The sequence below is a fragment of the Nocardiopsis sp. ATB16-24 genome (assembly GCF_030271535.1).
GTDB lineage: Bacteria > Actinomycetota > Actinomycetes > Streptosporangiales > Streptosporangiaceae > Nocardiopsis.
In genome coordinates this window covers 122,717-147,316 of the sequence record NZ_JASCXJ010000011.1, presented here as the reverse complement: position 1 = coordinate 147,316, position 24,600 = coordinate 122,717, and the positions used below count along the sequence as shown (strand labels likewise).

29 protein-coding genes are annotated in these 24,600 nt (G+C 66.7%); 7 read left to right on the top strand and 22 right to left on the bottom strand.

Going from position 1 to position 24,600, the window contains the following annotated elements; all coding sequences use genetic code 11:
• Positions 1 to 69: 69 nt before the first annotated feature.
• A complete protein-coding gene (locus PFX91_RS14135) occupies positions 70 to 273 on the bottom strand; it encodes a hypothetical protein (RefSeq protein WP_285731990.1) in 204 nt (67 codons plus the stop codon).
• Between the two features lie 795 nt (positions 274 to 1,068).
• Between PFX91_RS14135 and PFX91_RS14130 the strand changes: the two genes are divergently transcribed.
• The 3 genes from PFX91_RS14130 to PFX91_RS14120 all read left to right on the top strand — a co-directional run bounded on the left by PFX91_RS14130 (position 1,069) and on the right by PFX91_RS14120 (position 3,650).
• Entirely contained in the window at positions 1,069 to 1,470 is a 402-nt protein-coding gene (locus tag PFX91_RS14130) for a hypothetical protein (protein ID WP_285731989.1), read from the top strand.
• Between the two features lie 111 nt (positions 1,471 to 1,581).
• Positions 1,582 to 3,123, top strand: coding sequence for a 3'-5' exonuclease (locus tag PFX91_RS14125; protein ID WP_285731988.1), 1,542 nt, complete (start codon positions 1,582 to 1,584; stop codon positions 3,121 to 3,123).
• A 44-nt stretch (positions 3,124 to 3,167) separates the two neighbouring features.
• Positions 3,168 to 3,650: a hypothetical protein gene (locus PFX91_RS14120; RefSeq protein ID WP_285731987.1), complete on the top strand. Its 483-nt coding sequence runs from the start codon at positions 3,168 to 3,170 to the stop codon at positions 3,648 to 3,650.
• Between the two features lie 196 nt (positions 3,651 to 3,846).
• Here the strand turns inward: PFX91_RS14120 and PFX91_RS14115 are convergent, their stop codons facing one another.
• Entirely contained in the window at positions 3,847 to 4,038 is a 192-nt protein-coding gene (locus tag PFX91_RS14115; RefSeq protein WP_285731986.1) for a DUF397 domain-containing protein, read from the bottom strand.
• A 9-nt stretch (positions 4,039 to 4,047) separates the two neighbouring features.
• A complete protein-coding gene (locus tag PFX91_RS14110; protein WP_285731985.1) occupies positions 4,048 to 4,917 on the bottom strand; it encodes a helix-turn-helix domain-containing protein in 870 nt (289 codons plus the stop codon).
• Positions 4,918 to 5,186: 269 nt separating this feature from the next.
• On the opposite strand from PFX91_RS14110, the gene PFX91_RS14105 reads away from it, so the two are divergent.
• Positions 5,187 to 5,732, top strand: a complete 546-nt coding sequence (locus PFX91_RS14105; protein ID WP_285731984.1) for an ATP-binding protein — start codon at positions 5,187 to 5,189, stop codon at positions 5,730 to 5,732.
• Positions 5,729 to 6,253: a hypothetical protein gene (locus PFX91_RS14100; protein ID WP_285731983.1), complete on the top strand. Its 525-nt coding sequence runs from the start codon at positions 5,729 to 5,731 to the stop codon at positions 6,251 to 6,253. The genes PFX91_RS14105 and PFX91_RS14100 overlap by 4 nt, the downstream gene beginning before the upstream one ends.
• A gap of 83 nt (positions 6,254 to 6,336) precedes the next feature.
• On the opposite strand, the gene PFX91_RS14095 is transcribed toward PFX91_RS14100, so the two are convergent.
• From PFX91_RS14095 to PFX91_RS14040, 12 genes are all read right to left on the bottom strand, one after another.
• Complete coding sequence (locus PFX91_RS14095) at positions 6,337 to 6,918, bottom strand: GNAT family N-acetyltransferase (protein WP_285731982.1); 582 nt, start codon at positions 6,916 to 6,918, stop codon at positions 6,337 to 6,339.
• A complete protein-coding gene (locus tag PFX91_RS14090) occupies positions 6,915 to 7,538 on the bottom strand; it encodes a lasso peptide biosynthesis B2 protein (protein ID WP_285731981.1) in 624 nt (207 codons plus the stop codon). The genes PFX91_RS14095 and PFX91_RS14090 overlap by 4 nt, the downstream gene beginning before the upstream one ends.
• Positions 7,535 to 7,843: a hypothetical protein gene (locus tag PFX91_RS14085; protein ID WP_285731980.1), complete on the bottom strand. Its 309-nt coding sequence runs from the start codon at positions 7,841 to 7,843 to the stop codon at positions 7,535 to 7,537. Before PFX91_RS14085 ends, PFX91_RS14090 begins: the two co-directional genes overlap by 4 nt.
• Positions 7,843 to 9,246: an albusnodin/ikarugamycin family macrolactam cyclase gene (locus tag PFX91_RS14080; protein WP_285731979.1), complete on the bottom strand. Its 1,404-nt coding sequence runs from the start codon at positions 9,244 to 9,246 to the stop codon at positions 7,843 to 7,845. Before PFX91_RS14080 ends, PFX91_RS14085 begins: the two co-directional genes overlap by 1 nt.
• Positions 9,239 to 9,352, bottom strand: a complete 114-nt coding sequence (locus PFX91_RS14075; protein ID WP_285731978.1) for an albusnodin family lasso peptide — start codon at positions 9,350 to 9,352, stop codon at positions 9,239 to 9,241. The genes PFX91_RS14080 and PFX91_RS14075 overlap by 8 nt, the downstream gene beginning before the upstream one ends.
• Positions 9,353 to 9,508: 156 nt before the next feature.
• Positions 9,509 to 10,348 (bottom strand): helix-turn-helix domain-containing protein, encoded by an 840-nt coding sequence (locus tag PFX91_RS14070; RefSeq protein ID WP_285731977.1) that lies wholly within the window; start codon positions 10,346 to 10,348, stop codon positions 9,509 to 9,511.
• Positions 10,349 to 10,903 carry a DUF6879 family protein gene (locus PFX91_RS14065; RefSeq protein WP_285731976.1) on the bottom strand — a complete coding sequence of 185 codons (555 nt, stop codon included), beginning with the start codon at positions 10,901 to 10,903 and terminating at the stop codon, positions 10,349 to 10,351.
• Positions 10,903 to 11,103 (bottom strand): hypothetical protein, encoded by a 201-nt coding sequence (locus PFX91_RS14060; RefSeq protein WP_285731975.1) that lies wholly within the window; start codon positions 11,101 to 11,103, stop codon positions 10,903 to 10,905. Before PFX91_RS14060 ends, PFX91_RS14065 begins: the two co-directional genes overlap by 1 nt.
• A gap of 775 nt (positions 11,104 to 11,878) precedes the next feature.
• A complete protein-coding gene (locus tag PFX91_RS14055; protein WP_285731974.1) occupies positions 11,879 to 12,448 on the bottom strand; it encodes a hypothetical protein in 570 nt (189 codons plus the stop codon).
• A gap of 675 nt (positions 12,449 to 13,123) precedes the next feature.
• Positions 13,124 to 14,245, bottom strand: coding sequence for a PQQ-binding-like beta-propeller repeat protein (locus tag PFX91_RS14050; RefSeq protein ID WP_285731973.1), 1,122 nt, complete (start codon positions 14,243 to 14,245; stop codon positions 13,124 to 13,126).
• 416 nt (positions 14,246 to 14,661) lie between these two features.
• Positions 14,662 to 15,630, bottom strand: coding sequence for a hypothetical protein (locus PFX91_RS14045; protein WP_285731972.1), 969 nt, complete (start codon positions 15,628 to 15,630; stop codon positions 14,662 to 14,664).
• A gap of 107 nt (positions 15,631 to 15,737) precedes the next feature.
• Complete coding sequence (locus tag PFX91_RS14040; protein WP_285731971.1) at positions 15,738 to 16,346, bottom strand: TetR/AcrR family transcriptional regulator; 609 nt, start codon at positions 16,344 to 16,346, stop codon at positions 15,738 to 15,740.
• A 94-nt stretch (positions 16,347 to 16,440) separates the two neighbouring features.
• Between PFX91_RS14040 and PFX91_RS14035 the strand changes: the two genes are divergently transcribed.
• Together PFX91_RS14035 and PFX91_RS14030 are read left to right on the top strand one after the other, a co-directional pair.
• A complete protein-coding gene (locus PFX91_RS14035) occupies positions 16,441 to 17,190 on the top strand; it encodes an SDR family oxidoreductase (RefSeq protein WP_285731970.1) in 750 nt (249 codons plus the stop codon).
• Positions 17,191 to 17,593: 403 nt separating this feature from the next.
• Entirely contained in the window at positions 17,594 to 17,932 is a 339-nt protein-coding gene (locus tag PFX91_RS14030) for a DUF4333 domain-containing protein (protein ID WP_285731969.1), read from the top strand.
• 196 nt (positions 17,933 to 18,128) lie between these two features.
• Here the strand turns inward: PFX91_RS14030 and PFX91_RS14025 are convergent, their stop codons facing one another.
• The 7 genes from PFX91_RS14025 to PFX91_RS13995 form a co-directional block, all read right to left on the bottom strand.
• Positions 18,129 to 18,953 (bottom strand): IclR family transcriptional regulator, encoded by an 825-nt coding sequence (locus PFX91_RS14025; RefSeq protein ID WP_285731968.1) that lies wholly within the window; start codon positions 18,951 to 18,953, stop codon positions 18,129 to 18,131.
• Between the two features lie 510 nt (positions 18,954 to 19,463).
• Positions 19,464 to 19,772: a hypothetical protein gene (locus PFX91_RS14020; protein WP_285731967.1), complete on the bottom strand. Its 309-nt coding sequence runs from the start codon at positions 19,770 to 19,772 to the stop codon at positions 19,464 to 19,466.
• Positions 19,765 to 20,862 carry a class I SAM-dependent methyltransferase gene (locus tag PFX91_RS14015; RefSeq protein ID WP_285731966.1) on the bottom strand — a complete coding sequence of 366 codons (1,098 nt, stop codon included), beginning with the start codon at positions 20,860 to 20,862 and terminating at the stop codon, positions 19,765 to 19,767. Before PFX91_RS14015 ends, PFX91_RS14020 begins: the two co-directional genes overlap by 8 nt.
• Before the next feature lie 31 nt (positions 20,863 to 20,893).
• Positions 20,894 to 21,736, bottom strand: coding sequence for a cupin domain-containing protein (locus PFX91_RS14010; RefSeq protein ID WP_285731965.1), 843 nt, complete (start codon positions 21,734 to 21,736; stop codon positions 20,894 to 20,896).
• Positions 21,736 to 22,746 (bottom strand): ABC transporter ATP-binding protein, encoded by a 1,011-nt coding sequence (locus PFX91_RS14005; protein WP_285731964.1) that lies wholly within the window; start codon positions 22,744 to 22,746, stop codon positions 21,736 to 21,738. Before PFX91_RS14005 ends, PFX91_RS14010 begins: the two co-directional genes overlap by 1 nt.
• Positions 22,743 to 23,717, bottom strand: a complete 975-nt coding sequence (locus tag PFX91_RS14000) for an ABC transporter ATP-binding protein (RefSeq protein WP_285731963.1) — start codon at positions 23,715 to 23,717, stop codon at positions 22,743 to 22,745. The genes PFX91_RS14005 and PFX91_RS14000 overlap by 4 nt, the downstream gene beginning before the upstream one ends.
• Entirely contained in the window at positions 23,714 to 24,598 is an 885-nt protein-coding gene (locus tag PFX91_RS13995; protein WP_285731962.1) for an ABC transporter permease, read from the bottom strand. The genes PFX91_RS14000 and PFX91_RS13995 overlap by 4 nt, the downstream gene beginning before the upstream one ends.
• Positions 24,599 to 24,600: the final 2 nt, after the last annotated feature.

Here is a 24,600-nt window from a genome sequence, read left to right as displayed (position 1 = left end):
CCAGGAGCACCCCACATGAACCGTTGGTCGGACAGGAAGACGGTGAATGGGTCGGGACGGTCGCGTCCCTCAGCGGTGATCTCGGGCAACGCGCCCTTGGGGAGCAGGCGCCTGCCGGGCTCGATCTCCCACCTCGACGCTTTGAAGGGTGACGAGGGTGGCGCCGGGGCTGGGTTCGACCCCGCTCACCACCCACTTCTGTCTGCGTACCTCCACCAGTGCACCGGTGGTGAGTTCCTCGGCCTCAGGGGGCGCTTGGGTCGTGCTGGGCATCGGGTCTTCCTGCGTTGCGCCGGGTTGGGGCCCTGCCGTCGGGGAGAGCGGGTGGCGGCGGGGGAGAGCGTGACACCCAACCTAGGGGCGTTGGGGTGCCGCGTCGATGCCCGAGACTCTATTGTTAACCCGGTTCACAAGCAAGAGGCGTAGAGTGTGCTCCACGGCGCCCTCAAGGTCTGTGTACACCAGGACGCCGACCCGTGGGTGTGGGTTCACTTAGCTCGCCCCCTCAACCCCCCCAGATAGGGCTTTGGTCCCGAAAGGGATAAGAGTCCTGTCGCTGCCCATTCGGAGAACGCGGTGACGAAGAACGAGCCCCCTCGGCCCCGCGATCGTGCGCCTCGCGCGGTCGGTACCGGACACACCGGAAACCCCTGCGGCTACCCCGGCTGCGACGACCGCAACGCGAGTCTGTCCGTCATGTGGGAACGTCCCGATCAGGAACATGAGTTCGGCGGGACCAACCGTGAGCTGCGGTGTCGGAAACACTGGGGTAAGGAGGCGCCTCGTAAGCGGAAGAATTCCAAGCCTCTTGCAGTGGACCCCGGTTGGAAGGCGGGCGGAGGTCTTGAACCCTCTACGCGAAAGATGCAAGCAGCCGGGAGTGAAAGCAGGAAACAGAGGGTTCGAAGTGGCAAGCGGAGCAGCCCCGATGAGAGAAGTTCACCACGCCTTCGGATCGACATGGAGACTCTGTCCCGAGCGCTGAGGACCGCAGAGGGATTCCTTGGCAAAGATCCGCGCAAGGCAGCCCTTATCTGCACAAAGGCACTTCGTGAGGGGGGCCTCGTCATGGACGTGCAGGGCAAGAAGGGGCTTGATCTCAAACAAGCTTTTGTCAGATGTCGAGAGCGAGCCCAGAAGGCCGTCCGAGATGAACGGCAGCGTGCAGCCGAGCGTAGAACCAAAACCGTGGTGAAGGACACCCCGAAACGAGGATCAACGGGGAAGAGCAGGAAGAACGCGGGAGGGGCCACACCAAAGCAGCTCGCCTATGCCGCGGCAGGATTCGACGAAGCAAGCCGTCTCCTCCAGATAGATCCCCGTCGTACTGTCGCCTTCTGCAACCAGGTGCTGAGAGAACTCCGCCCTTTCAAGGGAATTCCCGGCATGAAAAACAAGCGCCAACGCTGGTTCGACCTGCGTGACCAAGCCTTGGAAGCAGCGAAACGTGATTCCCGCCGAAAGCGGTAGGTCGATGGGCATCGACCCTTCCTGATCAAAGTCCTCGACAGGAAAATCCCGTACGGATCACACCAACGGATCACTCACCCCTTCCCCTTTCTCAGAAGCGAGCGGAGAGACATGTTCACCCAAGGGCGCCTGACACGAGGCCAGGGCATCGACCCCCGGCGAATGCTGTTCGCCGTCCTGGACCTGGAGACCACCGGACTCGACGCGCATCGCGGGCATCGGATCTGCGAGGTGGCGGTGGTGCGCATGCGCGGCGACGGCACGGTCGTCGAGGAGTACTCCACCCTGGTCAACCCCATGCGTCCGCTCACCGGGGAGGAGTTCCACGGCATCACCCCCACCCAGGTCGCCGACGCGCCGGCTTTCGGCGACATCGCCGGAGACCTGGCCACCTATCTGTCCGACGCGGTGGTGGTCTCCCACAACCTGCCCTTCGAGGAGAAGTTCCTCGAAACCGAGTTCGGTCTTCTGGGCATGCGCCCCGGAGGACTGCCCGGCCTGTGCACCCTGCAGACCTTCCGCACCCACCTGGATCGGTACGCCTACCGCCAGCCCCAGCTCTACCAATTGCTGACAGGGGGGTGGATGCGCGACCAGCACAACGCGCTGGCCGACGCACGCCACCTCGCCCGCATGCTCTCCGTACTGCTCAACGAGAGTCCCCAGCCCCTGAGCTGGGCCGGTTCGGCTCCCGTGCCCGCACCCGCGGTCAACCGCACCGGGCGTATCGCGCCGCGCACCTCCGGGCTGCGCAAGGGCCAGGAGGGCTGGCTGGCCAACCTCGCCTCTGGGCTGCCCGACATGAACCCTTCACCGAAGCCGAACCCGCAGGGCGCGGCGGCCTACCGGTCCGTGCTGGGCCACGCCCTGGCCGACGGCAAGATCGTCGGCGACGAAGCCCAACAACTCGCGTTGCTGGCCACCCGGGCGGGGTTCACCCAGAACACGGTCCGCCACGTGCACGAACAGGTCCTCCTGGAGGCCCGCGCCCGAGCCGAAGCAGACGGTGTCGTCACCTCCACCGAACTCAGGGAACTGGAGCGAGCCGCCAAGAACCTGGGCGCCGGACATGTCATCCAGGACCTGCTCTACGTCTCCGAGCAGGAGAAGGCACGTAAGAACGGCCCGCTCAAGGGATGGCGCATCGTCCCGATCGGGGAAGGGGCCTCGGTCAACGCGGTCATCGACCACGCCGTCGCCAACGGCGCGACCGCCGGCGTCAACGTCACCAAGACCGTCCGCCTGGTCATCGCCGAACCCGGCACGGACAATCCCAAGATCCGCAAGGCTCAAGAGTCGGGCATCCGAGTGGCGGCCCCGGCCGAGGCATGGGACCTGCTGAAAGTCGAGATCCACAAGCGCGAGCACGGTCTTTTCGACGACGGTACGGGTGCCGTGGTCGCCGCTCGGGTGAGAGCCGAACACCAGCAGGAGGAAGCGGAGAGCGAGCCCTGGCAGTCGTTCTGGCGGTCTCGCGAACTGTCCGACGCCGAATACCACGCACAGTTCGTCGCGCCCTACGAACATCGGACACCCGCTCGCGGCTCTCAGCCCGCCCCGGCCAAGGGCGGCGGCTGCGCCGGCGCCGCACTGCTTTTCATGGCCACCGGTGCGGCGGTCACGGCTGCCGCACCGGGCCTGCTGCCCTTCTGAACGGACCTGTCGGTGCGACCCCTTCGAGGGTGGAGAGGAAAACGATGACCCAGGACCAGGTACGTACCTGTGGGCGCCCCACCAAGGCCGGACATCCCTGCAAGATTCGTGTGAGCAGCTCGGACATCGCCTGCGGTACCCATGCCACCGAACAGGACCGGGCGGTGGCCGAGGCGCACCGGCGCGGCTACCGGGAAGGGTACGAGGTTGGAAACAGCTCTGCCGGCAGCTACTCCAAGTTCCGGATCGAGCAGCTGGAGAGCCAGGTGGAGGAACTCCGGCAGCAACTCGACAAGGAGACACGCATTCACGAGATCGGAGGAGACCAGGTGGTGCAGGTCGGGGGATACGCCTACCGCTGGCGTGGCAGACCCCCGCTCGCAGTCGGGGACCGCGTCCTCCTGCCCGAGAACTACGTCAGCCGTATGAAGTACGGGCCGGGGCCGATGGAGGGAACCGTCACCGGTCTGGGAACCACCTACCGAGGTCCTCTTGCGTTCATTCTCCGTCGGCTGGAGGGGGAGTAGGCGGGGACGGGACGTTGTGCCCTCGTCGCACAGGGAGCGAGGGGCGTGTGCGGTCGTTGGGGTGTCGGTCGTGGTTGGGCACAAGAGAGCCTCTACCAAACCGCATCTTTCCGTGACCGTGCCCCTGTGGTCACTTTCAGCGCCGAAAGTGACCACAGGGGCACGGTCGTCGAAGGGTGGGACTGCCGGCGGGGGTTCAGGCGTCTTTGGTGCTGTCGATGAAGGCCTGCCACTCCTTCTTCGGAAAGTCCAGCAGGGCTCTCTCCGGATGTACCGAGTCGCGAACGCCGGTGCTTTCCTCCTGGCACCTGACTTGGACACACTGACCGTTCCCGCTGCTGTAGCTACTCGTGAACCATTCGCCGACGTTCGCGGTGCTTTTCCCCATCTTGTCCTCCTAGCTCCCTTCCATCATGCCCGCCGCGAGATCTCCGACGAGTCGTCGCGATTGCTCAGGGCTGAGGGCTACGCCCACCAGGTGCTCCATGATCAGCGAGTACCGGTCGACTTCGACCTCGCCCTCCAGGAAGAGGTCTCCGGCCATGCTGTCGATGTAGACCACGGCGGGGTCGGCCAGGTCGGGGAAGTCGATCAGGACGAAGGACCCCGGCATACCCGGGTGTGCGCCCGCTTCGAACCTGATGACCTGTAGTTCTACATGGGGCAACCTGGCCATGGTGGCCAGGTGGAGGAGCTGTTCGCGCATGACGCGCTGCCCACCCACCACACGATGGAGCACGGCCTCGTCCACGACGGCGCGGAACCGCAGAGGTTCGGGTTTGTGCAACAACTCTTGGCGCTGGAGGCGAGCACGGACACGGGCCTCGACCTGTTCATCGGTGGCCAAGGGCAGCGTGCCTCTGATGACGGCACGGGCGTAGTCCTCGGTCTGGAGAAGGCCGGGCACGAACAGGGACTCGTAGTTGCGGACGGTCCGGGCCTCTGACTCGAAGAGGATGTAGTTGGTGTACTCCGCGGGCAGCTCTGAGGGATAGGTTTCCAGCCACCCCTGCTTTCCTGAGTCCTTGGTGAGTGCCAGCAGTTCGCTCCGCTTGCCATCGTCCACCCGGTAGAGGTCGCACAGCGTATGGAGGGTGCGGACCTGGGGTCGGGTCTGAGCCGACTCGATGCGGTAGAGCGTCGAAGCGTTGATCCTGGTCGCTTCGGTGACGTCCTCGCGGCTGAGGTCAGCGGATTCGCGCAGTCTCCGCAGTTCGGCGGCGAGTCGCCGCATGCGTAGCGTGCGTGTGGGCTTCTTGGCTGACACAGCTGCTCCCTTGCCTCGGCATGACTACGCAGGTCCGCGTTCCGATGGTGCTCAGTGCCCAAGCTACCCAGGTTTCTGCATCAGTGCGAATGCATACCTTGCATTCTCAGTCTTGCGTGGTCATGATGACTAGGGAGCCAGACTTCTGAGTCTGGCACCGCCGCTTCGTCGAAGGCGGCTGCATGAAAACGGCTCCGGGAGCGATTGCGGCGCTCCCGGAGCCCAAGCCGACAACCACACCTGTTTGGACACAGAAGGAGCTTGCCGACATGACCATTGTGCCGCGTCCTCGCGCGCCGTTCCACACCCCCACTCCGCCCTTCGCCGGGCGGCGCTGGGCCTCCCGTGTCTACCCCGGCGTCCTCGCCCAGGCTGCGTGGGTGCGTGAGGACCTACGCGCCGACCTGTACCGGCTGGAGGGGTTGTGCTCGGACCTGTCGGAGACGGTGGTGTTGTGCGCCAGTGAGATGTTCGCCAATGCCTGCGCCCACTCCCGCTCCGGCGAAGCAGGTGGTCGGGTGGTCCGCACTCTGTCCATGCCCACCGCCGACACCCTGCACCTGTCCGTCGTGGACGACGGGGCCCGGGCCGAGACCCCCACTCGACCGGAGATCCCGTATCAGCGGACGGTGGAGGAGTGGGAGGAGGCCGAACGTGGCCGGGGACTGTTGATCATCGACTCCCTGGTCACCTCCTGGGGGAGTCGGGCGGTGGTGGACTTTCCGTTCTGTGCGGGGTTGGGTACGGCGGTGTGGGCCGAGTTCACCCTCATCCCTACGAGCAGCACCGCCACCGGTGATGAGGCCGTGCGATGAGTGCCGCACCGGTCTCCTCGGGGATACGTACGGTGCTGGACGCACCCCGGGGCAGCCGTTTCTCCCGTCCCAGCTCTACGCCGCTTAGCCGGGAGCAGCGACCACCGGATCGGGAGCAGCCGCCCCTCACCCGAGAGCAGCGCCTGCTGGCCCAGATGAAGGACAACCCCCGGGTGGCCTACCGTCAGGCCCACGGCCAGTTGCCGCTGTGGATGCGCCTGCACGCCGCCCGGCTGGCCGAACGCGACGCCAACACCCCCGATGGCCCGCGCACACCCGCACCCGTGCCGGAGCGCCGTCCCCTGCCAGCGCTCCCCAGGCCTCGGCCGGCACCGGACGACGGCCCGTCCCTGCCGCGTCCACGCCGGGAGCCTCCGCCGCTGCCGCGCCGCCGTTCCACGCGTCCGCACAGTCACCGCAAGCCCAGACGCCTGAGCCGCACCGCTTGGCACCTGCTCGGCTACACCCTGGCCACCCTCGCTGGAGCCCTGGCCCACCACCTGGTCACGGGCCTGCTCTGAAGAACCCGGCCTGCACACACCACGACGGCCGCGCCGGTAATTCCTCCCGGCACGGCCGTCACCGCCTCCTTCCCTCCCTTCCGTCAGGTGTTCTGGAGACCCTCGCTGCTTGTGCCAGTGAGCACCGACGGCCAGGGAAAATCCTCAGGCAGGGCGTCCATCAACAGTTCGTCCACGGGTCGGCCCATCCAGAATCCCGCTCGGCGTAGGCGTCCCGCATGGCGAAAGCCCGCTTTTTCATAGGCGCGGGTGCCGGCGGTGTTGGGGGCCAGGACCTTGAGCCACACGGTGCGCAGCGCGGCGACGTGGAAGGCCCAGTTCAAGGTGAGGCGGGCGGCTTCGGCGGCATGTCCCTTGCCGCGTTCTTCGGGAGCCAGGACCATGACGAATTCGGCGCTGCGGGTGAACCGATTGATCTCCAGGGTGGTCATGCCTATGGGGGCGTGGTCGTGGATCCGGACGACCTCGAACTGGGGGAAGTTCATGTTGCCACGCTGGCGTTCCCATCCGGCTTCACGGGTTTCCCAGGACTGGGGGACCTGGTTGCCGAATCCCAGAAGGGTTCCGGCGTCGTTCTCCCAGGCATGGTAGGTACGCAGCATCTCCTTCCTGGGCATGCCCAGGGCGAGTTCGGGGCCGGTCAACAGCAGGTGCGGTTCGTTCAAGGTGTCGTCTCCGGTTCGGTGTCCTGTGTCGGCCCAGCAGGACCATCGGGTGTGAGCACGGGGGTGAAGGCGTTGATGTCGGGTCCTTCTCCCACGGGTCTTCCGTCGGGGTCGACGATCCACGCGTGCAGCCTCACGGGGTCGGAGGCCACACCGTGGCACCATTCGGCGCGCCTGCCGGCCAGGGCGAGCAGGAACGCGGCGGCGACGGACTGTTCCAGGCACGCCCACCGGCCCGGCAGAAAGGCCGATGTCGCGTGGACGGCGGCCACCGCCGCGCGGACGTGTCGTACCGGGGCCGGAGGTAGCGCACGGCCCAGCCGGGCCAAGGCGACCAGGCGCCTCATGCGGAAACGACGAGGGCCGGTGTGCAGGACCACAGCGGTCACAGCGATCGCTGGTACGCAGAGAAGCCGCCACATGAGACCGCACGCTGGGAGTGGCGAGAGGACCGCGGAGTTCTCCTCCGTGCCCCAAGAACGAGGGCGGCGTGCCAGGTCGACCACGGGATCGCTGTGCTCGGCGGGCATCGACGCATGCAGTTCGGCGCGCCCCGTCCGGTAGTCGACCAGCACGAAGGCGTGCCCGGTGTGGACCACGATCGTGGCCGGGGCGGTCATACCCGTACCTCATCGGACATCGCCCAAGCGCAGGAGGGTGCCTCGCTCACGGACTTCCACCACAGATTCGCGCCCAAGGAGGTGATCAGGTGTGCCCAGGGGATACGGGCGCCCAGTGCCGCCGCGCGTACCGTCGAGCGCAACTTCCTCGGATCGACCAGTCCCGCATCGGCCAACGGCCCATCGCACATGTCCAGCACCGAGCGCTGGTGGACGCGGATCGCGCGGTGATAGTCGCGGACGAAGGACCCCTTGGTCGTGCGTTCGCGCACCACGGCGGGCAGCAGATCGCCGAGCGCGTCCATCAGTACGGGCTTGTACCGGTACGCGGAGAAACGAAAAGGTGGGGCAGGGAGACCACGGCGTCGAGCAAGGCCCCGTCGAAATAGGGGTTGTGCTGTTCCACGCCCACGTGGTCGGCCAGTTGGGTGTCGGACGCGGCGGAGCGCGCCACGGATCGGACCAGAAGCACGAGGGCATCGTCGGCGTCGGTGACCTGTCGACGTCTGGGCGGCGGCACGCACAACCACGGTGGAGGGCTCGGTGCGGACCGTGCCAGCGCGTCCGCATCCCCGGTGAGCGCCGCGCGCACGTACGGCCAAGGACTGCGTCGACGAAGCCGTGCCCATGCACAGGCGTCGCTCCACAACCTGGCCCACCGGTGTTCACGTGCCAGGGTGAGCAGATGGGTCGGAGGAGGCAGGAACAGGTTGTCCCCGCCGTCGCCGGTGAGATGGAGGCCGTCGGTGCCGTGCCGGGTCACGCGGAGCTGTCCCGCCAACGCGGCCCAGCTCACGGCGGAGGGAGGAGGTTCGTCGGTCGGCGGCAGGCCCAGGGGAGCGGCGCCGAACGGAAGATGTTCCTCACTCATCGTGAAGAGCCTGCGGGAGAGCCCCGGGATGGACAGGGCGCGCGCATATCTGAGATCCCCTTCTTCGGGACTGTTCTCAGGGTGTGCGGTCACACCCGTGACCGGCCCGAAACGCGAGGCGAGGACGGCCAACACCGTGGAGTCGACCCCGGCCAGATCCGTCGACACGTGCAGCCCGCCTGTTCTGACGCGCACCCCTTCCACCAGACAGGTTCGGACACGCTTCAAAGCCTCTTCGTGTGAGCGGGACACAGGTCGCCACCATCGCTCGATGTCGGCCGTTCCTGAATGCAGGAGAAGGCGATGACCTGGTGGAACCGGTGTCACCCCTTCCCATGCGCTGTGGCCTGTAGGGGTGGCGTGCTTGTCACCGATGTGGGCCGCCAGCCACCGTTGGTCCACCCGGGAACCGCGCAGGGCGGCCAGGGCGCGTGAGCTGGACCCCCACACGAGGTGTCCGTCGTCCGTACGCACCGTGTACATGGGACACGCGCCGGAGGTGTCGGTGACCACCTCCACCATGCCCGGCCTCGACCGAACGATGGTGAAGGAACCAGCCCACGATGCGGCGGCCGAGGCCAGGTCGGATGCATGGGCGACCTCGACCAGTTGGTCGTCGTCGGCCGCGCACACCCCGACGACGGCAAAGCGGGTGTCTCCCTGGACGACCGTGCGCACGTGCAGCTCGCGCCAGGGGCCGACCGTCCACAGGGGAGGGCCGGCCCAGACGGGAATGGCGTGGACGGGAATGGGGGCGCGCCGGCCCGACGGAGCGCATCCGCCGAACCAGCGCACCAGATCCTCTCCGTGATGACCGAAGCCGACCTGCTCAGTCATAGGGGGACTGCTTGCTCTCGATGCTCTGGTCGTCACTGCCCAGAGTCAACACGGCGGCATCGCCGAGGTCGATCACCGTGGACATCTCATCCTGTTGCTCTTCCATACCTCTCCTTCGTGATGGACTGAAACGAAAGTAGAGGGGATGAAAGGAGAGAGCCAGTGGGATGCATCCTTATTCTCTTTCCTTGCTTTGTCCTTCGAGGGAGGAGAATAAACAGGAATAGAACAAGGCGCTGTCGGGCTGGCCGGTGAAGGAACTCTACTCGTCCATGGTCTCGGCGGCACGTCGGAGCACCTGCCTGGCCTCTCCCCGAAATCTGGCTCCCGACGATGCCATGGTGAAGACATGGGCATATTGGTCGATTTCACTTCGGTGTGTCAGGGTCAGTTCTGCTGACACGGTTTCTACCACCACGGAATCGTCATCGTGAATCCAGAACCCATGCAGGGGGAGATAAGGAGGGGAAGAGTCAAAGGGAATGATCCCCAAAGAAACAGTGGAAAGCGTGGAAACAGTGATGAGCCGGTCGATCTGGGCCGCCATCGTCTCCCGGTCGCCTCGCGTATGGCGCACTGCGGCCTCACTGATGACGAAACGGAACCTCTTGTCCCGCTGGTAGAGGATCTCCTGCTGGCGCATCCGCTGTTCGACGGCTCCCTCGATGTCACAGGAGACGACGTTCTTGCGGTCGGCCGCCTCAAGGACCGCCCGTGCGTACCCAGGGGTCTGCAGGAGTCCCGGAACGATCATCGGCTCATAGACCCGGAAGAGCCGGACGTGTTTCTCCTCCACCGCCATGCGGGACTGGATGCCGCCCAGACCGCCGTGCAGTTGGTCCTTCCACTCCACCCACATCGACTCCAGGTCGTGCAACCTGTCGATGAGTTCGGATGCCGTGTGAGCACGGCCGCAGGCACGGGCCCATGCGGTGATCTCCGCCGCGGTCGGAGACTGTCGGCCCGTCTCGATCTTGGAGACCTTGGGCTGGCTCCACGACAACAGCTCCGCGAGACGCACGCCGGTCAACCCCGCCGACCGGCGCACCTCGCGGAGTCTCCTGCCCAGATCTCGCCGAGCCCGTTCGATGCTGTGGGACACCTAGGTATTGAACCGCCCAGAGCCCCGAGGGGTGAATTCGCGGTGCGGGATCGCATGTTCCCAGGCGAGATCACGCCACCGGAGGAGACGGGCGATCTCCTCGGGCTCGCCGAGGCGTTCCAATTTTTGAGGGACATCGTCGGCGTCGAAGTGCAGAACGCAGGCCCAGGATTCGTCGAACAGCCAGAAGTCCAGGTCGGGGAGTTCTCTCGCCGTCGGGTGGTGTCGGGGGAGCCAGCGGATGTCCTCGCCCGCCTCGATGTTGAAGCGGGTGACGGCGTGTTCCCAGGCGATGTAGTCGCTCAGAGGTTCGGAGACGACGCGGACGCGCTGCCAGATCTTGCCCTGGTGGGTGGTGGCGGTGACGTTGCGGTGCCAGGGAGAGGTGCGCGCGTGGTCCTCACCGCGGCCGAGGTCGCCGTCGGTCAGGAAGCGGCGGATGGTCTCGGCCTCTTCCGGGACGTTGTAGCGGTCTCGGACCTCCAGCTTCCAGGCGCTGTGTTCGAAGTCGGTGAACTGTTGGGAGAACTCCTCCTCGCTCAGGAAGCGGCCCATCAGGAGTCCTCGTCGGCGTAACGCAGGAGTTCACGGGGGATCTCCACCAGAGTCTCGTTCTCCGCCAGGTCGCGGACGTCTCCGAGGGCTTCATCGTCGGTCACCTTGTAGCCCTGAACCACGATGGTCCCCCGGTCGGTCTGGTAGAGGGTGGGGCACTTGCCGCCTTCGCTGTCGGTTCCCAGGAATGTCAGGCGCATGGGACTCGCTTTCGCATAGTCGAGAATATTCTCTCCGCTGTGCTGAGCGCGGCATGACTCTGGGCGACGTGCACGGTGTTCTCCGTGGCCGGATGCGGTCAGTTGTGTTCCATGGAACTCCACACCTGGCCGGGCTCGGTGCTCCGTACTGGACGAGGAAGTACGGCTGTTGACAGGGTCGAACGTCGGCGAACCCCCACCCCAGGGACATTGTCGACGCCGTACATGTCCTTGGGTGGGGTTCGCCGGCACACCGGGGAGGACCGCCGCCCCGAACATCCGCACAGGCATCGCAAACCCAGCCGGTTGAGCCGCATGGCCTGGCATCTGGGCGCCGCACCCTGGCCGCCCAGACCGGGGTGCCCTGGCCCACCACCTCACCGCGAACCTGCTCTGAAGAACCCAGTCCGTACACCACGATGGCCGTGTCAGCTCCGGAAAGCTGACATAGCCGTCACCCCCGACTTCTTTCCGTACGATTCGCAGCCTTTCTCAGGTGGCCGTGGGGCGGAACATCGAACTGTTCAGGGACTCGACGGAGTTCGACGAGGGCCTTGATGAGTGGGTGCCCCTGACCACAGCTCGTGGTCTGAATACTGAAGGGCAGACGCAGAGCTCGGGCACTCTCGTCGCCCTCCTCCACCTGCTTGCCATTCGCGCGGGGCTGAGGTTACAGAACGAGGCCATGCGAGCATGTTGGCGCACCGGACCAGAACGCCCGGACGACTGGGTGTCGCGTTACGCCTACCACGCGTCGGTGCGCTGCTCCTAGGGTTCATTCCCCCGAGCCGCAGGAGACGTATCCCTGGATGCTCGCGACGTACTCCTCCCTGGTGTCGAACGCTCCCCAGTAGGAATCAACGTAGAGATCCGAGAACTCATACCCCTTCATCTCGCCGCACCAGTCCACTGTGTTCACTTCAAGGACATGCCTCATCGCTTGGAGGACCTCAGCTTCCCCTGGCCCGGAACCTCCGGTGTCCCACTCATCCCAGTCGGTCACCACGTGATAGCCCTCCTCGGTTCCCACGAGGACACCGGAGTCCAGGAGCACCCCCAGGCCATCGAACGGTTCGACGCCTTCGGCCTCCTCGACCTCCCTGCGCTCCTCGTAGTAGTTCTCGATGTTCTCCATGACGGATCCATCGGTATCCCGGGCGAACATCTCCTGGATGACATGGACGTCCACGGTTCCCGACACCCAGAGTCCTGTCACCCGCTCGTTCGGAGTCTCGAAGGCTGGGGAGTCGCCTCCGCTCGATGACCCTTCAGGAAAAGTGCATGCGGAGACAAGCACAAGAACAGCAGCGGAGACGGCGGCCAGCGTTGGCGGAGCCTTCTTCACGGACGATCAACCATCCTTTCGGAACCAGAATCAGGAAACCCCTGTCATGAGCTCGGCGCGTCCGCTGGGGCTGTTCAGAGGCTCGATCCATGACTCGTCGGGCAGGGGTTCCCTGAGCTTGAGCGGGAACCGGGCTCCGGCCCGCATGATCTCCTCGGTGCCGTCGACCCGACCCGCTCGGACAGGCCGTAGTCGCAGAACCGGCGATCGAAGACCGCTGTCTGCCCGGCTCCGAGCCCATTGGCCACCTTCAGGATCAGGGCCTGCTCGGAGTCGCCGTAGGCACCCACGGCGGCCCCGAGCAGGCCGCGGGCCTTGATCTCGCAGGCAGTGACGAACCGAGCCGGGAGGACCTACGAGGGCCGGCACAAGTCTTCCGTGAGGCGCGGTCGCGCCACTCGTCGGCGGTGCTGGAGGGTAGCACGTAGGTCAGGGTGGTGGTGAGCTCGGTCCTGTTCGCGCAGGCATAAAGGGCCAGGGTTCCGGCATGGCCGATGATGCGCTTCCTATCGCTATGCGCTGTCAGGGGGAGGTCCCAAGGTGTAGTGACCTTCGCCAGAAAGATGCTTCTGTCCCTTTCTGTGAATCCGATCTCCACACTCGAGTCCTCACAGCCCAGTGGCTCCCTTCTCTCGCTTCCCCTCAATTCCTCCAGAGCCCGCTGAATACACGAGGTCAACGAAGTGCCACCACGTGCTCCACTGAATCGATACCCGCCGCATGGTCCACCGGGACGTAGACGAGCACGGCCCCCGGGACGGCAAGCAGCCTGCCGGGATCGATGCGGCTCGCCGTACCTGTGGTGGTCCCGCTGATGACGTCGTCCCTGCCCCCGTCCCAAGGGGTCACCACGGCGTTGACCGTGTCCTCGGGCGAGCCACGCTCCATGTCGACACTGACCAACTGCTCAGGCAGGCCGATAGCGGTCTTGGGGGTGTCCCCGGCCCACCGATCGTCGGAGAGCGTGACCGATGCGGCCACCTCGCCGTCGAACGTCCGGAGTTCGTGGGCCGGGTCCTCGGCCCAAGGGTCGAGGCCCGCGAGGTAGGTGTCCTCGCCGACCTCAAGGACCGGTTTCGGCGACTCGGCGATGAGTGTGCCGTCGACGGGGTCGATGATCAGCCATCCTTCCTCTCCCGGAAAGTCGGCCGCCAGGGTGCCCTGGAGCATCAGCGCGCTTGCCAGCCCCCTGCCCTCGGAGTCCGCGGACTCCTGCCGCCACAACTCCCGTCCGTCGCTCGGGCTCAGTGCGACCAGGGCGTTGACGGTGTCGGGTTCTGGGGCACGGAGCGCCTCCTGAGACGTGTTCTCCGAACAGTGGAGCAGTAGGACGATCGCCTCACTGTGGAGCAGCCTGGAGACCAGCCAGGAGGGACCGCCTCCGGAACAGGTCTCGGGGGTTTCCTTCCGCCAGAGGGTCTCCCCGGACTCCAGGTCACTTACCGTGAAGAGAGCCTCCGTCGCTTCGCCTTGGCGGTGGATCAGGCGTGTGTGGTCCAGGAGGTGGGCCTCACCGTCCCAGTTGATGTCCTCTGCCACCACCGCCCCGGTCGAGGTGTCCAACAGGATGGCTGGTTCGTCCGAGGCCGCCACCAGGGCGTGCTCTCCGGAGGGTGAGAAGGAGGTGGAGAGTCCTGCCGCCTCGGGAATCTGGTATCTCCACAGTTCGTCTCCCGTATCGCCCTGGAGGCCGACCAGCCCGTCCTCCAGTTCGATCACGGCTCCCCGGCTCTGGGTGTGCACGGCCAAGGCGGTCTCTTCCTCATCAGGCCGCCACTCCCAGCCGACCTCGCTCACGGAGGTGACCGCCTCCGGTGCCGGTACCTCGCCGTCAGCGACCTCGTGGACCGTGCGAGCTCTCCCATGTGAGGGAGAACAGGCCGACACGATGAGTGTCATACAAACAGCGGCTGCCGCCAGGCCTCTCAGGCTCATCTTCTCTTGCTTTTCCGTTGCGCCGGTCGTGTGGTGGTGTCTCGCCAGGTCCTCGAGTCCTGCCGAGTTGAAACGACTGAAGTCGCCGATGACCTTGGACCCCAGTTCGTTCTCGGAGTCGGGCCATTTCTTGTCCCTGAGGTCGCTGTAAATACTGTCGAGGGTCCGAAGACTCCGGGAACGGGATCATACGGGCGCGTTGACGTACCGAAACAGAACACTCGGACGACATGGCGGCGCGTTGCGTCCGCCATGCGCCGGGGCGCCGGCCATGGGGCTCATTTCCCCGAACCGCAGGAAACGTATCCCTCGATGCTCGCGACGTACTCCTCCCGGGTGTCGAACGCTCCCCAGTAGGAATCAACGTAGAGGTCCGAGAACTCGTACCCCTTCATCTCACCGCACCAGTCCACTTCGTTCACCTCAAGGGAGTGCAGTATTGCTTGGTGGACTTCGCTTCCCTGGATGCCGGTGCTGCTTCCGGTGTCCCATTCTTGGGGGTCCACGGTCACGCGATACCCGCCCTCGGTCTCGATGACGGCGCCGGATCCCATCAGTATCTCCATGCCATCGAATGGAGCGATACCCTCGGCTTCTTCGAACTCTCTCCGCTCGTCGTAGTAGTTCCTGATGTTCTCCATGACAGAGCCGTCATCATCCCTGGCGAACATCTCTTGGAGTACATGGGCGTCAACAGTGACCTTCAACCAGAGTTTAGTCACCTGCTCGCTCGGAACCGGGGATTCAGCGGTCTGATCTTCGCCTGTTCGGGCAATGGGCGACTCGCAGGCGGAAATGGGAAGGGTTGCGATAATGGACAAGGCGGCCAACACCAGAGGAGTCGAATTCTTCATGGGCGGTCGCCTCTCGTTCTCGGTATGGATCAGAAACCGCCCACTGTGAGCTCGGCGCGTCCGCCAGGCCTCTCTCATAGAGCCTTTGACGTTGTCCTTGGTGTGACGCAGACGGTCGTGAACGGGATCGTAGTGGAGACCGAAGTAATCGGTGAAGTTCGGCGGGAACGCGGTCCCGAAACCGGCAGCTCCGAGACCCAGGAGGACTTGCGCAGGAACCTGGTCCAACATTTCCTCGACAAGGACGGTATGGGCTGACAGCAGGACGCCGTATGCCCGCCGAACAAGCCGGTGGACGCGGCCAGCGCTGCTGTTGCCCTGACGAGACCCCCTTCCACGGTCGGTTTTCAGCCGCTTTTTGGCCGCGGAAGGGGCGTAGAGTCCGGGGCTCATGGGCATGCCAGTACCGGTCATCATCTGCTTCTACGCCGTGGGCCCGAACCGAGGGGATCGGGACGGGACCGCCCCCCCCGCCGCCCTCCACCGCTGAGGGCCGCCCCTCAGTGGAGCGGCCAGTCGCGCAGGGCGGCGTCGGCCACCTCCTGGAGTTCGTCGCGCCCGACCCCGCTCGCGGCCTGCACGGCGATGCCGAACGACAAGGTGGTGACGTAGCGGGCCAGCAGCCCCGGGTCGGCCTGGGAAGGCAGGTCGCCGTCGTCGACGGCCCGCTGGAACCGTTCCCGCACGCGTGAGCAGCCGTTGTTGCGCCAGGCGGCGAGGAGGTCGCGGACCTCGCGCCCGGAATCACCGGTGGTCAGCGCGCCCTGGACGCCCATGCACCCGTGGGGATGGGCAGGGCGGGTGGTGGTACGGACGGTGCCGTTCAGGATCGCGGTGGCGACGCCGAGGGCGGTCGGCTCCTCCAGTGCCCGGACCAGGTACGAGCCCGGACCATCGCTGTAGCGCTCCAGGGCCTTGCGGAACAGCTCCTCCTTGTTGCCGAAGGCCGCGTACATGCTGGTGGCGGAGATGCCCATCGCGCTGGTCAGGTCGGCCAGGCTGGCTCCCTCGTAGCCGTGCTCCCAGAAGACCAGCATGGCGCGCTCCAAGGCCTCCTCGGTGTCGAATCCTCTGGGCCGGCCGGTGCGGCCGCTCTGCCTGGTCCTCATGCCCCCACCCTACCTCTTCTGTACTGGTTGATACAGAAGTGCTACTGTTCTGATTCTGTAGCGATCGATACAGAAAAGGACAGGGATTGTGGACATGGGACTGCTCGAAGGCAAAACCGCCCTGGTCACCGGTGGAAGCAGCGGAATCGGCCTGGCCAGTGCCTTACGCCTGGCGGCCGAGGGCGCACACGTGTTCATCACCGGTCGACGCAAGGCCGAAATCGAAGCAGCCGCCGAAGCGATCGGCCCAGCGGCCACCGCGATGATCGGCGACATCTCGAAGCCGGCCGACCTGGACCGCGTCTACCAGGCGGTCCGCGATCGGGGACACGGACTGGATGTGCTGTTCGCGAACGCCGCCGTCATCGAGCTCGCGACACTTGCACAGAGCACCGAGAAGCACTTCGACACCCTCTTCGGCATCAACGTTCGGGGCACGCTGTTCACCGTTCAAAAGGCGTTGCCGCTGCTCAACGACGGAGCCTCGGTGATCCTGAACGGCTCCACCAACGCGGACGTCGGCGTGGAGGCGTTCGGCGCGTACGCGGCGGCCAAGGCCGCCGTCAGGTCGTTCGCCCGGACCTGGGCCAACGAACTCAAGGGACGTGGCATCCGGGTCAACACCGTCACCCCCGGCCCGACCGACACCCCAGGACTGTCGGGGCCTGCTTCCGACGCCGGGCAGGTCGACGACTTCAAACGGCAGCTGGCCGCGCAGGTGCCGATGGGCCGGCTCGGACGACCCGAGGAGACCGCGGCCGCCGTGGCCTTTCTCGCCTCCGGACAGAGCAGCTTCACCACCGGTTCGAGCCTGTACGTCGACGGCGGCATGAACCAGGTCTGAGCTCCACGGACCCACGCCCGGTGGGGGCGAGGCGCGGCCGGACGCACGCCGCCCCCATCGGGGCATCGACCCCAGAGGTCTCATTGGTCGTATCAGCACCAGCCATCTCTCTGGGCTGCTCCCACCCGTGCTTTGCCCGCGTGCCCGGGAGCAGCACCTGCCTGCTCAGGAGGCGGCACGCTCGGTGCGTTCGGCCACCAGTTCTCGAAGGCCGCGGACACCTCACGCCAGGGCTCGCCCTGACCGCCCGTGGTGCGGTGAAGTCGGACAACGGTCTGCCGTGACCTTCTGGTCTTCACGGGAAGCGTCCCGGGTCGGCTCCCGAATCTCGGTGTCGCCGTTGGGGAACGGAACGGGCCTCCTTCGCGTCCCATGTGCGGTAACCGAGGAAAAGGAGGCCGGGATGCGGCGAATGACGAAGGACCGGGCTGTGCTGGGAGCGACCCTGGGAGCGCTGGCGGTGCTTCTGGCGACGGGATGTTCGTTCGAATTCAGTGTCGGCGGTTCCGCCGTCGACAGCGAGGAGGTCGCCCGTCAGGCGTCCGCCGTCCTGGAGCAGGAGGTCGGCCTGGTCCCTGAGAGCTTCATCTGCGAAGAGGACCTTCCGGCCGAGGTGGACGCTTCCATCTACTGTGAGCTTTTCATGGACGGAGAGACCTACGGCGTGACCGTCACCACGACGTCGGTGGAGGGTTCCGACGTCAATTTCGACATTCAGGTCGACGAGACGCCCCTCGGCTGAGTCCGATCTGAAAAGAGCATCCTTGACCTCGGTGTGCACACCGCTCCTTTGAGCGGCTCTTGATACCTTGCCGTCGTGGGCCGGGCGTGATCGCTCCGGCCCACGAACGTTCTACAGAGGGCCGAGAACCAGGAAGTCGGAACGAGAGCACGCTCCCGCCCCACCGCTCCAAGACCTTCCGCCCGCCTCACCCCGATCAGGCGTTGTAGCCGATGGAGGCCGAGATGTGCTCGGCGACCTCTTTGACCAGGAGACCGAACCGCCGTTGCGCCGCGCTGTCGAAGCGCATGACGGGGCCGCACACCGAGATGGCGCCGAAGACGTCCCCGTCAAGCCGGCGGACGGCGCACGCGACGCTTCCCGCGTCGGCCTGGCGTTCTCCCCGGCTGATGGCGTAACCGCGTTCGCGGATGACGCGGATCTCCGCCAGCAGTTCGTCCGGGTCGATGATCGTGGCGTCGGTCAGCTGTTCCAGGGCGTGGTGCTTCAGGTACTCCCGAACCTTGGCCTCGGGCAGCGCCGCCAGGATCGCCTTGGAGGAGGAGCCGGCGTGCAGGCTGTAAGGTTCTCCGATCTTCACCGACATGCGCACCTCTTGGGGGGAGAGGTTCTGGTCGATGTACAGGCGGGTCCACCCTTGCAGGATGGAGAGGGTCGCCGTCTCGCCCGTCTCCGCGACCAGTCGTTGCAGGTGGGGTTTGGCGATCGCGGGCACGTCGAGTTGACGCAGTGCGGCCAGGCCCACGACGAGTGCTCCCGGACCCAGGCTGTAGAGCTTGGTGTTCTCGTCGAAGGTCAGGAACTCCAGTGCTACCAGGGACTTCAGGATACGGTGGGCGACCGCCTTGGGAAGGCCGGTCTCCCGGGCGAGGGCGGACACCCCCACGCCCGGCGCCCGGCTCTCCGCGACGGTGTTGATGACCCGCAGGGCACGTTCCAGGCCGGAGCCGCTTGTGGGAGACGAGGGTCCCTTCTTGCTCTCCGAACCCGAGAAGGATGCTGTCGCGACCTCGTGTGCCACACCGGGCTCCATTCTCCGTAGATGACGCCGCCGACGATGTCCCGCCAGTGTTCCGTTCTCTTCACAGGAACGATCGACCTACCTGGCGCAAGGTTCAGGTCTCGGTCCTCGTGGCCGACGTGGCTGACACAGCCGGGCACCGTGCTGTTCCTTTGAGCAGAACATTACCCTATGTAGGGGAACGAGAACGGCGGTTCTTTGGACGGTGCTCGCCCAGGGCGACCCTCGCGCCACCGCTGCCCGTGCTCCTGTGGAATCAGGCCCACATCATGGCCGAAAAGCCCCTTCCCCTTGCCGGCTCGGTCATTCACGATCCGAGGGAGCCGGCGGACCTCTCCGGAGAACGGGTGTCCTCAGCGTCGGGTTTCTTCCACCGCAGCCCCCGAGGGGCCCGAACCGCGCGTTCGCGTGGATCGTTCCCCGTACGGGGCCACCGGTCTGCCGGTGTTCCCGTGCGGCCCTACGGACGCCGGACCGCACGGGGGCGCGAACGGGAGGTGGGCCCCTCCCTCAGTCCTCGGCCTGTGCCAGTTGCGAGAGGAACTGTTCACGCATGGGCGCACGGTGGTCGTCGGTCTCGGTCAGGACGCGGACGAGGCGGCCGAGGAGCTGCTCGGTGTCCTGGGCCAGTCGCACGCGGGTCGCGCTTTTCGGAGTGTGCTCCTCCACCGCGTCGGGTCCCAGCACCCCCGACTCGGCCAGGACGTCCTCCAGGACCAGGAGGCGCTGCCTGGTCACGTGCAGCTCCTGGGCCAGCTGCCACACCAGTGACACGACCGTGTCGGTCTCTTCGGGGCCCAGATAACGGAATTCACTCACCGCCGCCTCCTTCGACGTCCGTCGGCTTGGTCGCGCACAGCACCGCCCAGGGGAAGTGCCACTCCGGTCGAGGCTCGCGCCCCTGCGGGGTCAGCCCGGCGTCGCGCTCGTCGAAGGGGACCCACGCGTGTCCCACCAAGCCGAGCTCGGCGCACACCGAGGCCGTGTCCGTGGCGAACAGGTCTCGGAAATAGGGTTCGTTGTTGCGTTCGGCGTGCTCGTAGACGGTCGCGTCCCGCAGGTGGTCGCCGGTGGGCCAGAACTCCAGGAAGCGCAGCACACCTCCGGGGCGGAGCAGCCGTGCGGCCTCCCGCAGGGTCGCCTCGATCTCCTCGCGGGGCATCTCGTGCAGGACCATCGTTCCGGTCACCACGTCGACCGATCCCGCTTCGAGTCCGGTCCGAGAACCCAGGGCCTGACGGAAACGGATCGGCAGCTCCTCGGCGTCGGCCTCGGCGCGGGCCAGCTTCAGGTTGGGCTCGGACAGGTCGATCCCCACCACCTCCGCGCCCGGGTAACGCGCCGGCAGGGGCCGGGTGCTCTTGCCGAAACCGCAGCCGACGTCCACCACGCGGGTGGCCCCGGCGATGTCGGGAAGCGCTGTTTCGCAGAACAGACGGTGGAACTTGTAGCCGTCGTTGTCGCGCAGCATCACCACCCGCGCGCCCAACTCGTAGATGAAGGCGGAGGCGTCGTCGGCGTGGAAGGAACCGGGCTGGATGTGGATGTCCACGTCGGTGTACCAGGAGGGAAGCTCCAGGTCGGGGTCGAGCTCGAGGACGGCGGAGCCCTTGTCGGCCGGTGCCGACAGCGCGGTCACCAGCTCCTCCCGCCGGCGCAGGACCGTGTCCCCGGCCGCCCGCCACATCATCTTCTGCTGCTGTCGCTCCAGGTAGGAGAACCATGGGTACAGGCGCAGGGAGCGCAGCAGTTCGGAGGCCTCGGCGATATCTCCCGCGCGGGCGCCCGCCTCCCCGGCCTCGGCGACGAGGGCCGGGTACACGCTCCTGGCCCATTGCCCGCGCAGGCCCGCGACGAAGTCCACGGCCGAGCGCTCGTCCAGCGTCAGGCCCTCTTCGACGTCTTTCACGTCTTCTCCTCTCAACGGTTGCGGGCGGTCTTCAGTAGGCGGTGCACGAGCAGCCGCTCCACTGCGGGAGCGAGTCCAGCTCGGGGGGCAGGATCGGGCGGTCCGGGGGGAACCAGGAGAACTCCGTCTCCTCTTCTCGGTACTCGGTGGTCAGCGGACCGCCGACCGTGCGAAAGAGCAACACGTTTCCGGTCAGGGATCCGAAGGGCCCGTGCCACTCCTCCGGTGGGCGCCAGAAGTAGGCACCGGGCCGCATGACCCCGAGGTGACCGTGGAGCTCCCCCGAGAGCAGGTACATCTCCTCCACCACGGGGTGTTTCTCGGCGCGACGGCCGGATCGGATCGGCATGGTGCCCAGGATCCACGTGTCGTCTCCCGTCACGGGGTCGCGGCGCAGCCACTTGCGGCCGGCTCCCGGGGGGAACTGGGGGTGGAAGTTGCCTCCCCACTCTCCGGCCAGGGCGTCGACGTGGGCGACCAGGCGCTCCTCCTGCCAACCGGCGGCGTGGGAGGAGGCCTCCCTGCTCTCGGGGTGGGCGGAGAAGAAGGTCAGGACGACGGCCCCTTCGGAGGAGGACATGCCGTGTCGGTGGTGTCCGGCCGGAAGGTGTCCGTATCCGTACCGGCCGTAGACCTGGTCGCCGATGGTCAGCGTGCCCGAGACGACGAAGAACTCCTCGTCGGCGGTGAGCACTTCGCTTCGGTCACGCCGCCACCCGGGCGGGTACTGGATCATCAGGCTGCACCCGCCGTCGGACGGGTCGACGCTCAGCAGACGGATACGCGCCCCGTCGCGGACTCCGGGGCCCAGCGCCGCCTCACCGGTCCAGGGCAGTCTCTGCACCTGCATGAACTCGATGAACGGGCGGTCCATCAAGGTGAACTCCTCAGGGTCGTGTGTTCGATCAGTTGGGGGCCGGGCAGTTCCCCGGGGAAGAAGCAGGCGACCTTTCGTCCGTTTCCGAGCTCGGCCAGCGGCGGCGTCTCGACGCGGCATCGGTCCACCGCGATGGGACAGCGCGGGTGGAAGGAGCACCCGGTGGGCCGGTCCAGGGCCGAAGGGGGACTGCCGCGCAGGACGATGCGCTCTCTTCGGGAGGCCTCTCCCAGGGTCGGGGTGGCCGAGAGCAGGGCCGCGGTGTACGGGTGCTGGGGGGAGGAGACCAGGTCGTCACAGTCGGCCTCCTCCACGACCCGGCCCAGGTACATCACGGCGACCCGGTCCGCCAGGTGGTACACCAGCGCCATGTCGTGGGAGATGATCAGCGAGGCGATGCCTCGTTCTCGGCGCAGTTCTCCCAACAGGTTGACGATCTGCGCCTGGATCGACACGTCCAAGGCGGAGACCGGTTCGTCGGCGATGAGGACGTCCGGGTCCAGCGCCATGGCCCGGGCGATCGCGATGCGCTGGCGCTGGCCTCCGGAGAACTGGGAGGGACGCCTCATCCGCACCTCGGGGCCCAGACCGACCAGGGTGAGCAGCTGCAGCACACGTTCTCGGATCTGTTCCTTGGACCCCACCCCGTGGGCGCGGAGCGGTTCGGCGATGATCCGTTCCACGCTCATCCTCGGATCGAGGCTGGAGTAGGGGTCCTGGAACACCATCTGGACACGGCGACGGAAGGATCGCAGTGAACCTCCTCGCGCACGCGTGATGTCCGCGCCCTCGAAGAGGATCCGGCCGGAGTCGGGTCTGCGAGCCCGCATCAGGGCGAAGGCCAAGGTGGACTTGCCCGAACCCGATTCCCCCACCACGGCGAGGGTCTGGCCTCGGGACAGGGACAGGGAGATCCCGTCCACGGCGTGGAGTCTGCGCCTTCCACTACCGAAGGTGACGCTGACGTCCTGTGCGGCCAACAGTCGCGGTGGTGCGTCCGGGCTCATGCCGAAACTCCTTCCCTGGGGTGCCAGCACGCGGCTCGTGTGCGCTCTGACAGCGTCGGATCGCGGGTGAGGCAGTCGTCCTGGACGAAGTCGCAACGTGGGGCGAACCAGCAGCCGTGCCCACCGCTGCCCGGCGTGGGCGGATTCCCGGGAATGGGCCGCAGGTCGGCTCTGCCGGGATCGAAACGGGGGACGGCACCGATGAGGCCGAGGGTGTAGGGATGACGCGGGTCGTGGAGGAGTTCCTCCACCGGGCCGTACTCCACGACCCGGCCCGCGTAGACCACGCTGACCCGGTCGCACACGCGCGCGGCCACCGCCAGGTCGTGTGTGATGAGCAGCAGGGCCGCCCCGCTGAGCCCGGAGCGGAGTACGTCGAGGACCTGTGCCTGGATGGTCGCGTCCAGGGCGGTGGTCGGTTCGTCGGCGATGACCAGCAGGGGCGAGTTGACCAGGGCCAGGGCGATCATGGCCCGTTGCCTGAGCCCGCCGGAGAGCTGGTGCGGATAGGCCCCGAAGCGTTCGGTGGGTGCGGGGACGCCCACGGCGTCGAGTACCTCCAGCACCCGCTCGCGGGCGGCCCGCCGGGACACGCCGTTGTGTCGGCGCACCGATTCGGTCAGCTGGGAGCCGATCGTGCGCACAGGGTTGAGGGAGCTGAGCGCGTCCTGGAAGACCATGGAGACGGCCCCGCCGCGCATGCGGCGCAGTGTCGCGGGGGAGGCGGTGACCATGTCGGTACCGCCGACGAGGACGCGTCCGCTCACCTGGGCCTGGTCCGGGGCGATGCCGAGCATGCTCAGACCCATCATGGTCTTGCCGGATCCGGATTCGCCGACGATCGCGACGCGTTCGCCGCGGCCGATTTCCAAGGACACCCCTCGGACCACTTCGACCGGCCCTTCGGGCCCGGGGAAGGACACACGCAGGTCTTCCGTCCGCAGAGCCGGGGTGTGCTGTGTGGAGGTCATGCCGTTGTACCCCTTTTGTTTCTGAGGCGGTCCCGGGCGCTGAGGCCATCGCCCAGAAGGTTGGCCGCCAGCACGGCCAGAACGATCACGGTGGCGGGGGCGAGCATCATCCACGGCGCCGACGCCAGGAAGGCGCGGCTGTCGGCCAGCATGTTCCCCCAGGTAGCGTCGCCCAGAGGAGCCCCGAGTCCGAGGAAGGAGAGACCGCTCTCGGCGACGAGGAGGTCCGCGAAGGTGAAGGCCGCGATCACCTGGAGCGTGGGCCGTAGCGCGGGCAGCAGGTGGGTCAGGATCGACCACGGTCCGCGCACGCCGATCAACTTCGCCGCGACGATGAATTCGCGCTCGCGCAGGCTGAGGGTCTCGGCGTAGACCACGCGCGCCACGGTGGGCCAGGAGACCGCGCCGAGGGTGAGTGCCAGTGGCCAAAAGCCCCGACCGACCACCGCCACGACGGTGACCGCCACGACCAGGAACGGAAAGGAGATCCCGATGTCGATGACCCTGTTCAGGACGGCCCGGACGATCCCCGGGTACCAGCCGCCCAGGATCCCGATCACGACGCCGATCAGCATGGCCAGGAGAGTGGCGACCGCACCGATGCCCAGGGACCAGGCGAACCCGCTGAGCAGGCGTGCGGCCATGTCCCGGCCGAGCTGGTCGGTCCCCAGGGGATGTTCGGAGCCGGGCGGAGACAGACGTGCGGCCAGGTCGGTCGTCTGGGCCCCGTCCAGGGGAAGGAAGAGGGTCACGAGGGTGGTGAGGAGCATGAGCACGGCGATGGTCGCGCCGATCCACAGCGCCGCCGGCGTCGAGGAGGTCCGCCGTCTGGCGAACAGGGGTCCGCGCGGGGCGGGCCGCTCTTGTCGGAGTTCGGTCACTG

Coding starts and splice junctions, on each gene's coding strand:
- PFX91_RS14135 (WP_285731990.1), bottom strand. CDS start 273: ATGCCCAGCACGACCCAAGCGCCCCCTGAGGCCGAGGAACTCACCACC.
- PFX91_RS14130 (WP_285731989.1), top strand. CDS start 1,069: ATGGACGTGCAGGGCAAGAAGGGGCTTGATCTCAAACAAGCTTTTGTC.
- PFX91_RS14125 (WP_285731988.1), top strand. CDS start 1,582: ATGTTCACCCAAGGGCGCCTGACACGAGGCCAGGGCATCGACCCCCGG.
- PFX91_RS14120 (WP_285731987.1), top strand. CDS start 3,168: ATGACCCAGGACCAGGTACGTACCTGTGGGCGCCCCACCAAGGCCGGA.
- PFX91_RS14115 (WP_285731986.1), bottom strand. CDS start 4,038: ATGGGGAAAAGCACCGCGAACGTCGGCGAATGGTTCACGAGTAGCTAC.
- PFX91_RS14105 (WP_285731984.1), top strand. CDS start 5,187: ATGACCATTGTGCCGCGTCCTCGCGCGCCGTTCCACACCCCCACTCCG.
- PFX91_RS14100 (WP_285731983.1), top strand. CDS start 5,729: ATGAGTGCCGCACCGGTCTCCTCGGGGATACGTACGGTGCTGGACGCA.
- PFX91_RS14090 (WP_285731981.1), bottom strand. CDS start 7,538: ATGACCGCCCCGGCCACGATCGTGGTCCACACCGGGCACGCCTTCGTG.
- PFX91_RS14085 (WP_285731980.1), bottom strand. CDS start 7,843: ATGGACGCGCTCGGCGATCTGCTGCCCGCCGTGGTGCGCGAACGCACG.
- PFX91_RS14080 (WP_285731979.1), bottom strand. CDS start 9,246: ATGACTGAGCAGGTCGGCTTCGGTCATCACGGAGAGGATCTGGTGCGC.
- PFX91_RS14075 (WP_285731978.1), bottom strand. CDS start 9,352: ATGGAAGAGCAACAGGATGAGATGTCCACGGTGATCGACCTCGGCGAT.
- PFX91_RS14065 (WP_285731976.1), bottom strand. CDS start 10,903: ATGGGCCGCTTCCTGAGCGAGGAGGAGTTCTCCCAACAGTTCACCGAC.
- PFX91_RS14060 (WP_285731975.1), bottom strand. CDS start 11,103: ATGCGCCTGACATTCCTGGGAACCGACAGCGAAGGCGGCAAGTGCCCC.
- PFX91_RS14045 (WP_285731972.1), bottom strand. CDS start 15,630: ATGAGCCCCGGACTCTACGCCCCTTCCGCGGCCAAAAAGCGGCTGAAA.
- PFX91_RS14040 (WP_285731971.1), bottom strand. CDS start 16,346: ATGAGGACCAGGCAGAGCGGCCGCACCGGCCGGCCCAGAGGATTCGAC.
- PFX91_RS14035 (WP_285731970.1), top strand. CDS start 16,441: ATGGGACTGCTCGAAGGCAAAACCGCCCTGGTCACCGGTGGAAGCAGC.
- PFX91_RS14030 (WP_285731969.1), top strand. CDS start 17,594: ATGCGGCGAATGACGAAGGACCGGGCTGTGCTGGGAGCGACCCTGGGA.
- PFX91_RS14010 (WP_285731965.1), bottom strand. CDS start 21,736: ATGGACCGCCCGTTCATCGAGTTCATGCAGGTGCAGAGACTGCCCTGG.
- PFX91_RS14005 (WP_285731964.1), bottom strand. CDS start 22,746: ATGAGCCCGGACGCACCACCGCGACTGTTGGCCGCACAGGACGTCAGC.
- PFX91_RS14000 (WP_285731963.1), bottom strand. CDS start 23,717: ATGACCTCCACACAGCACACCCCGGCTCTGCGGACGGAAGACCTGCGT.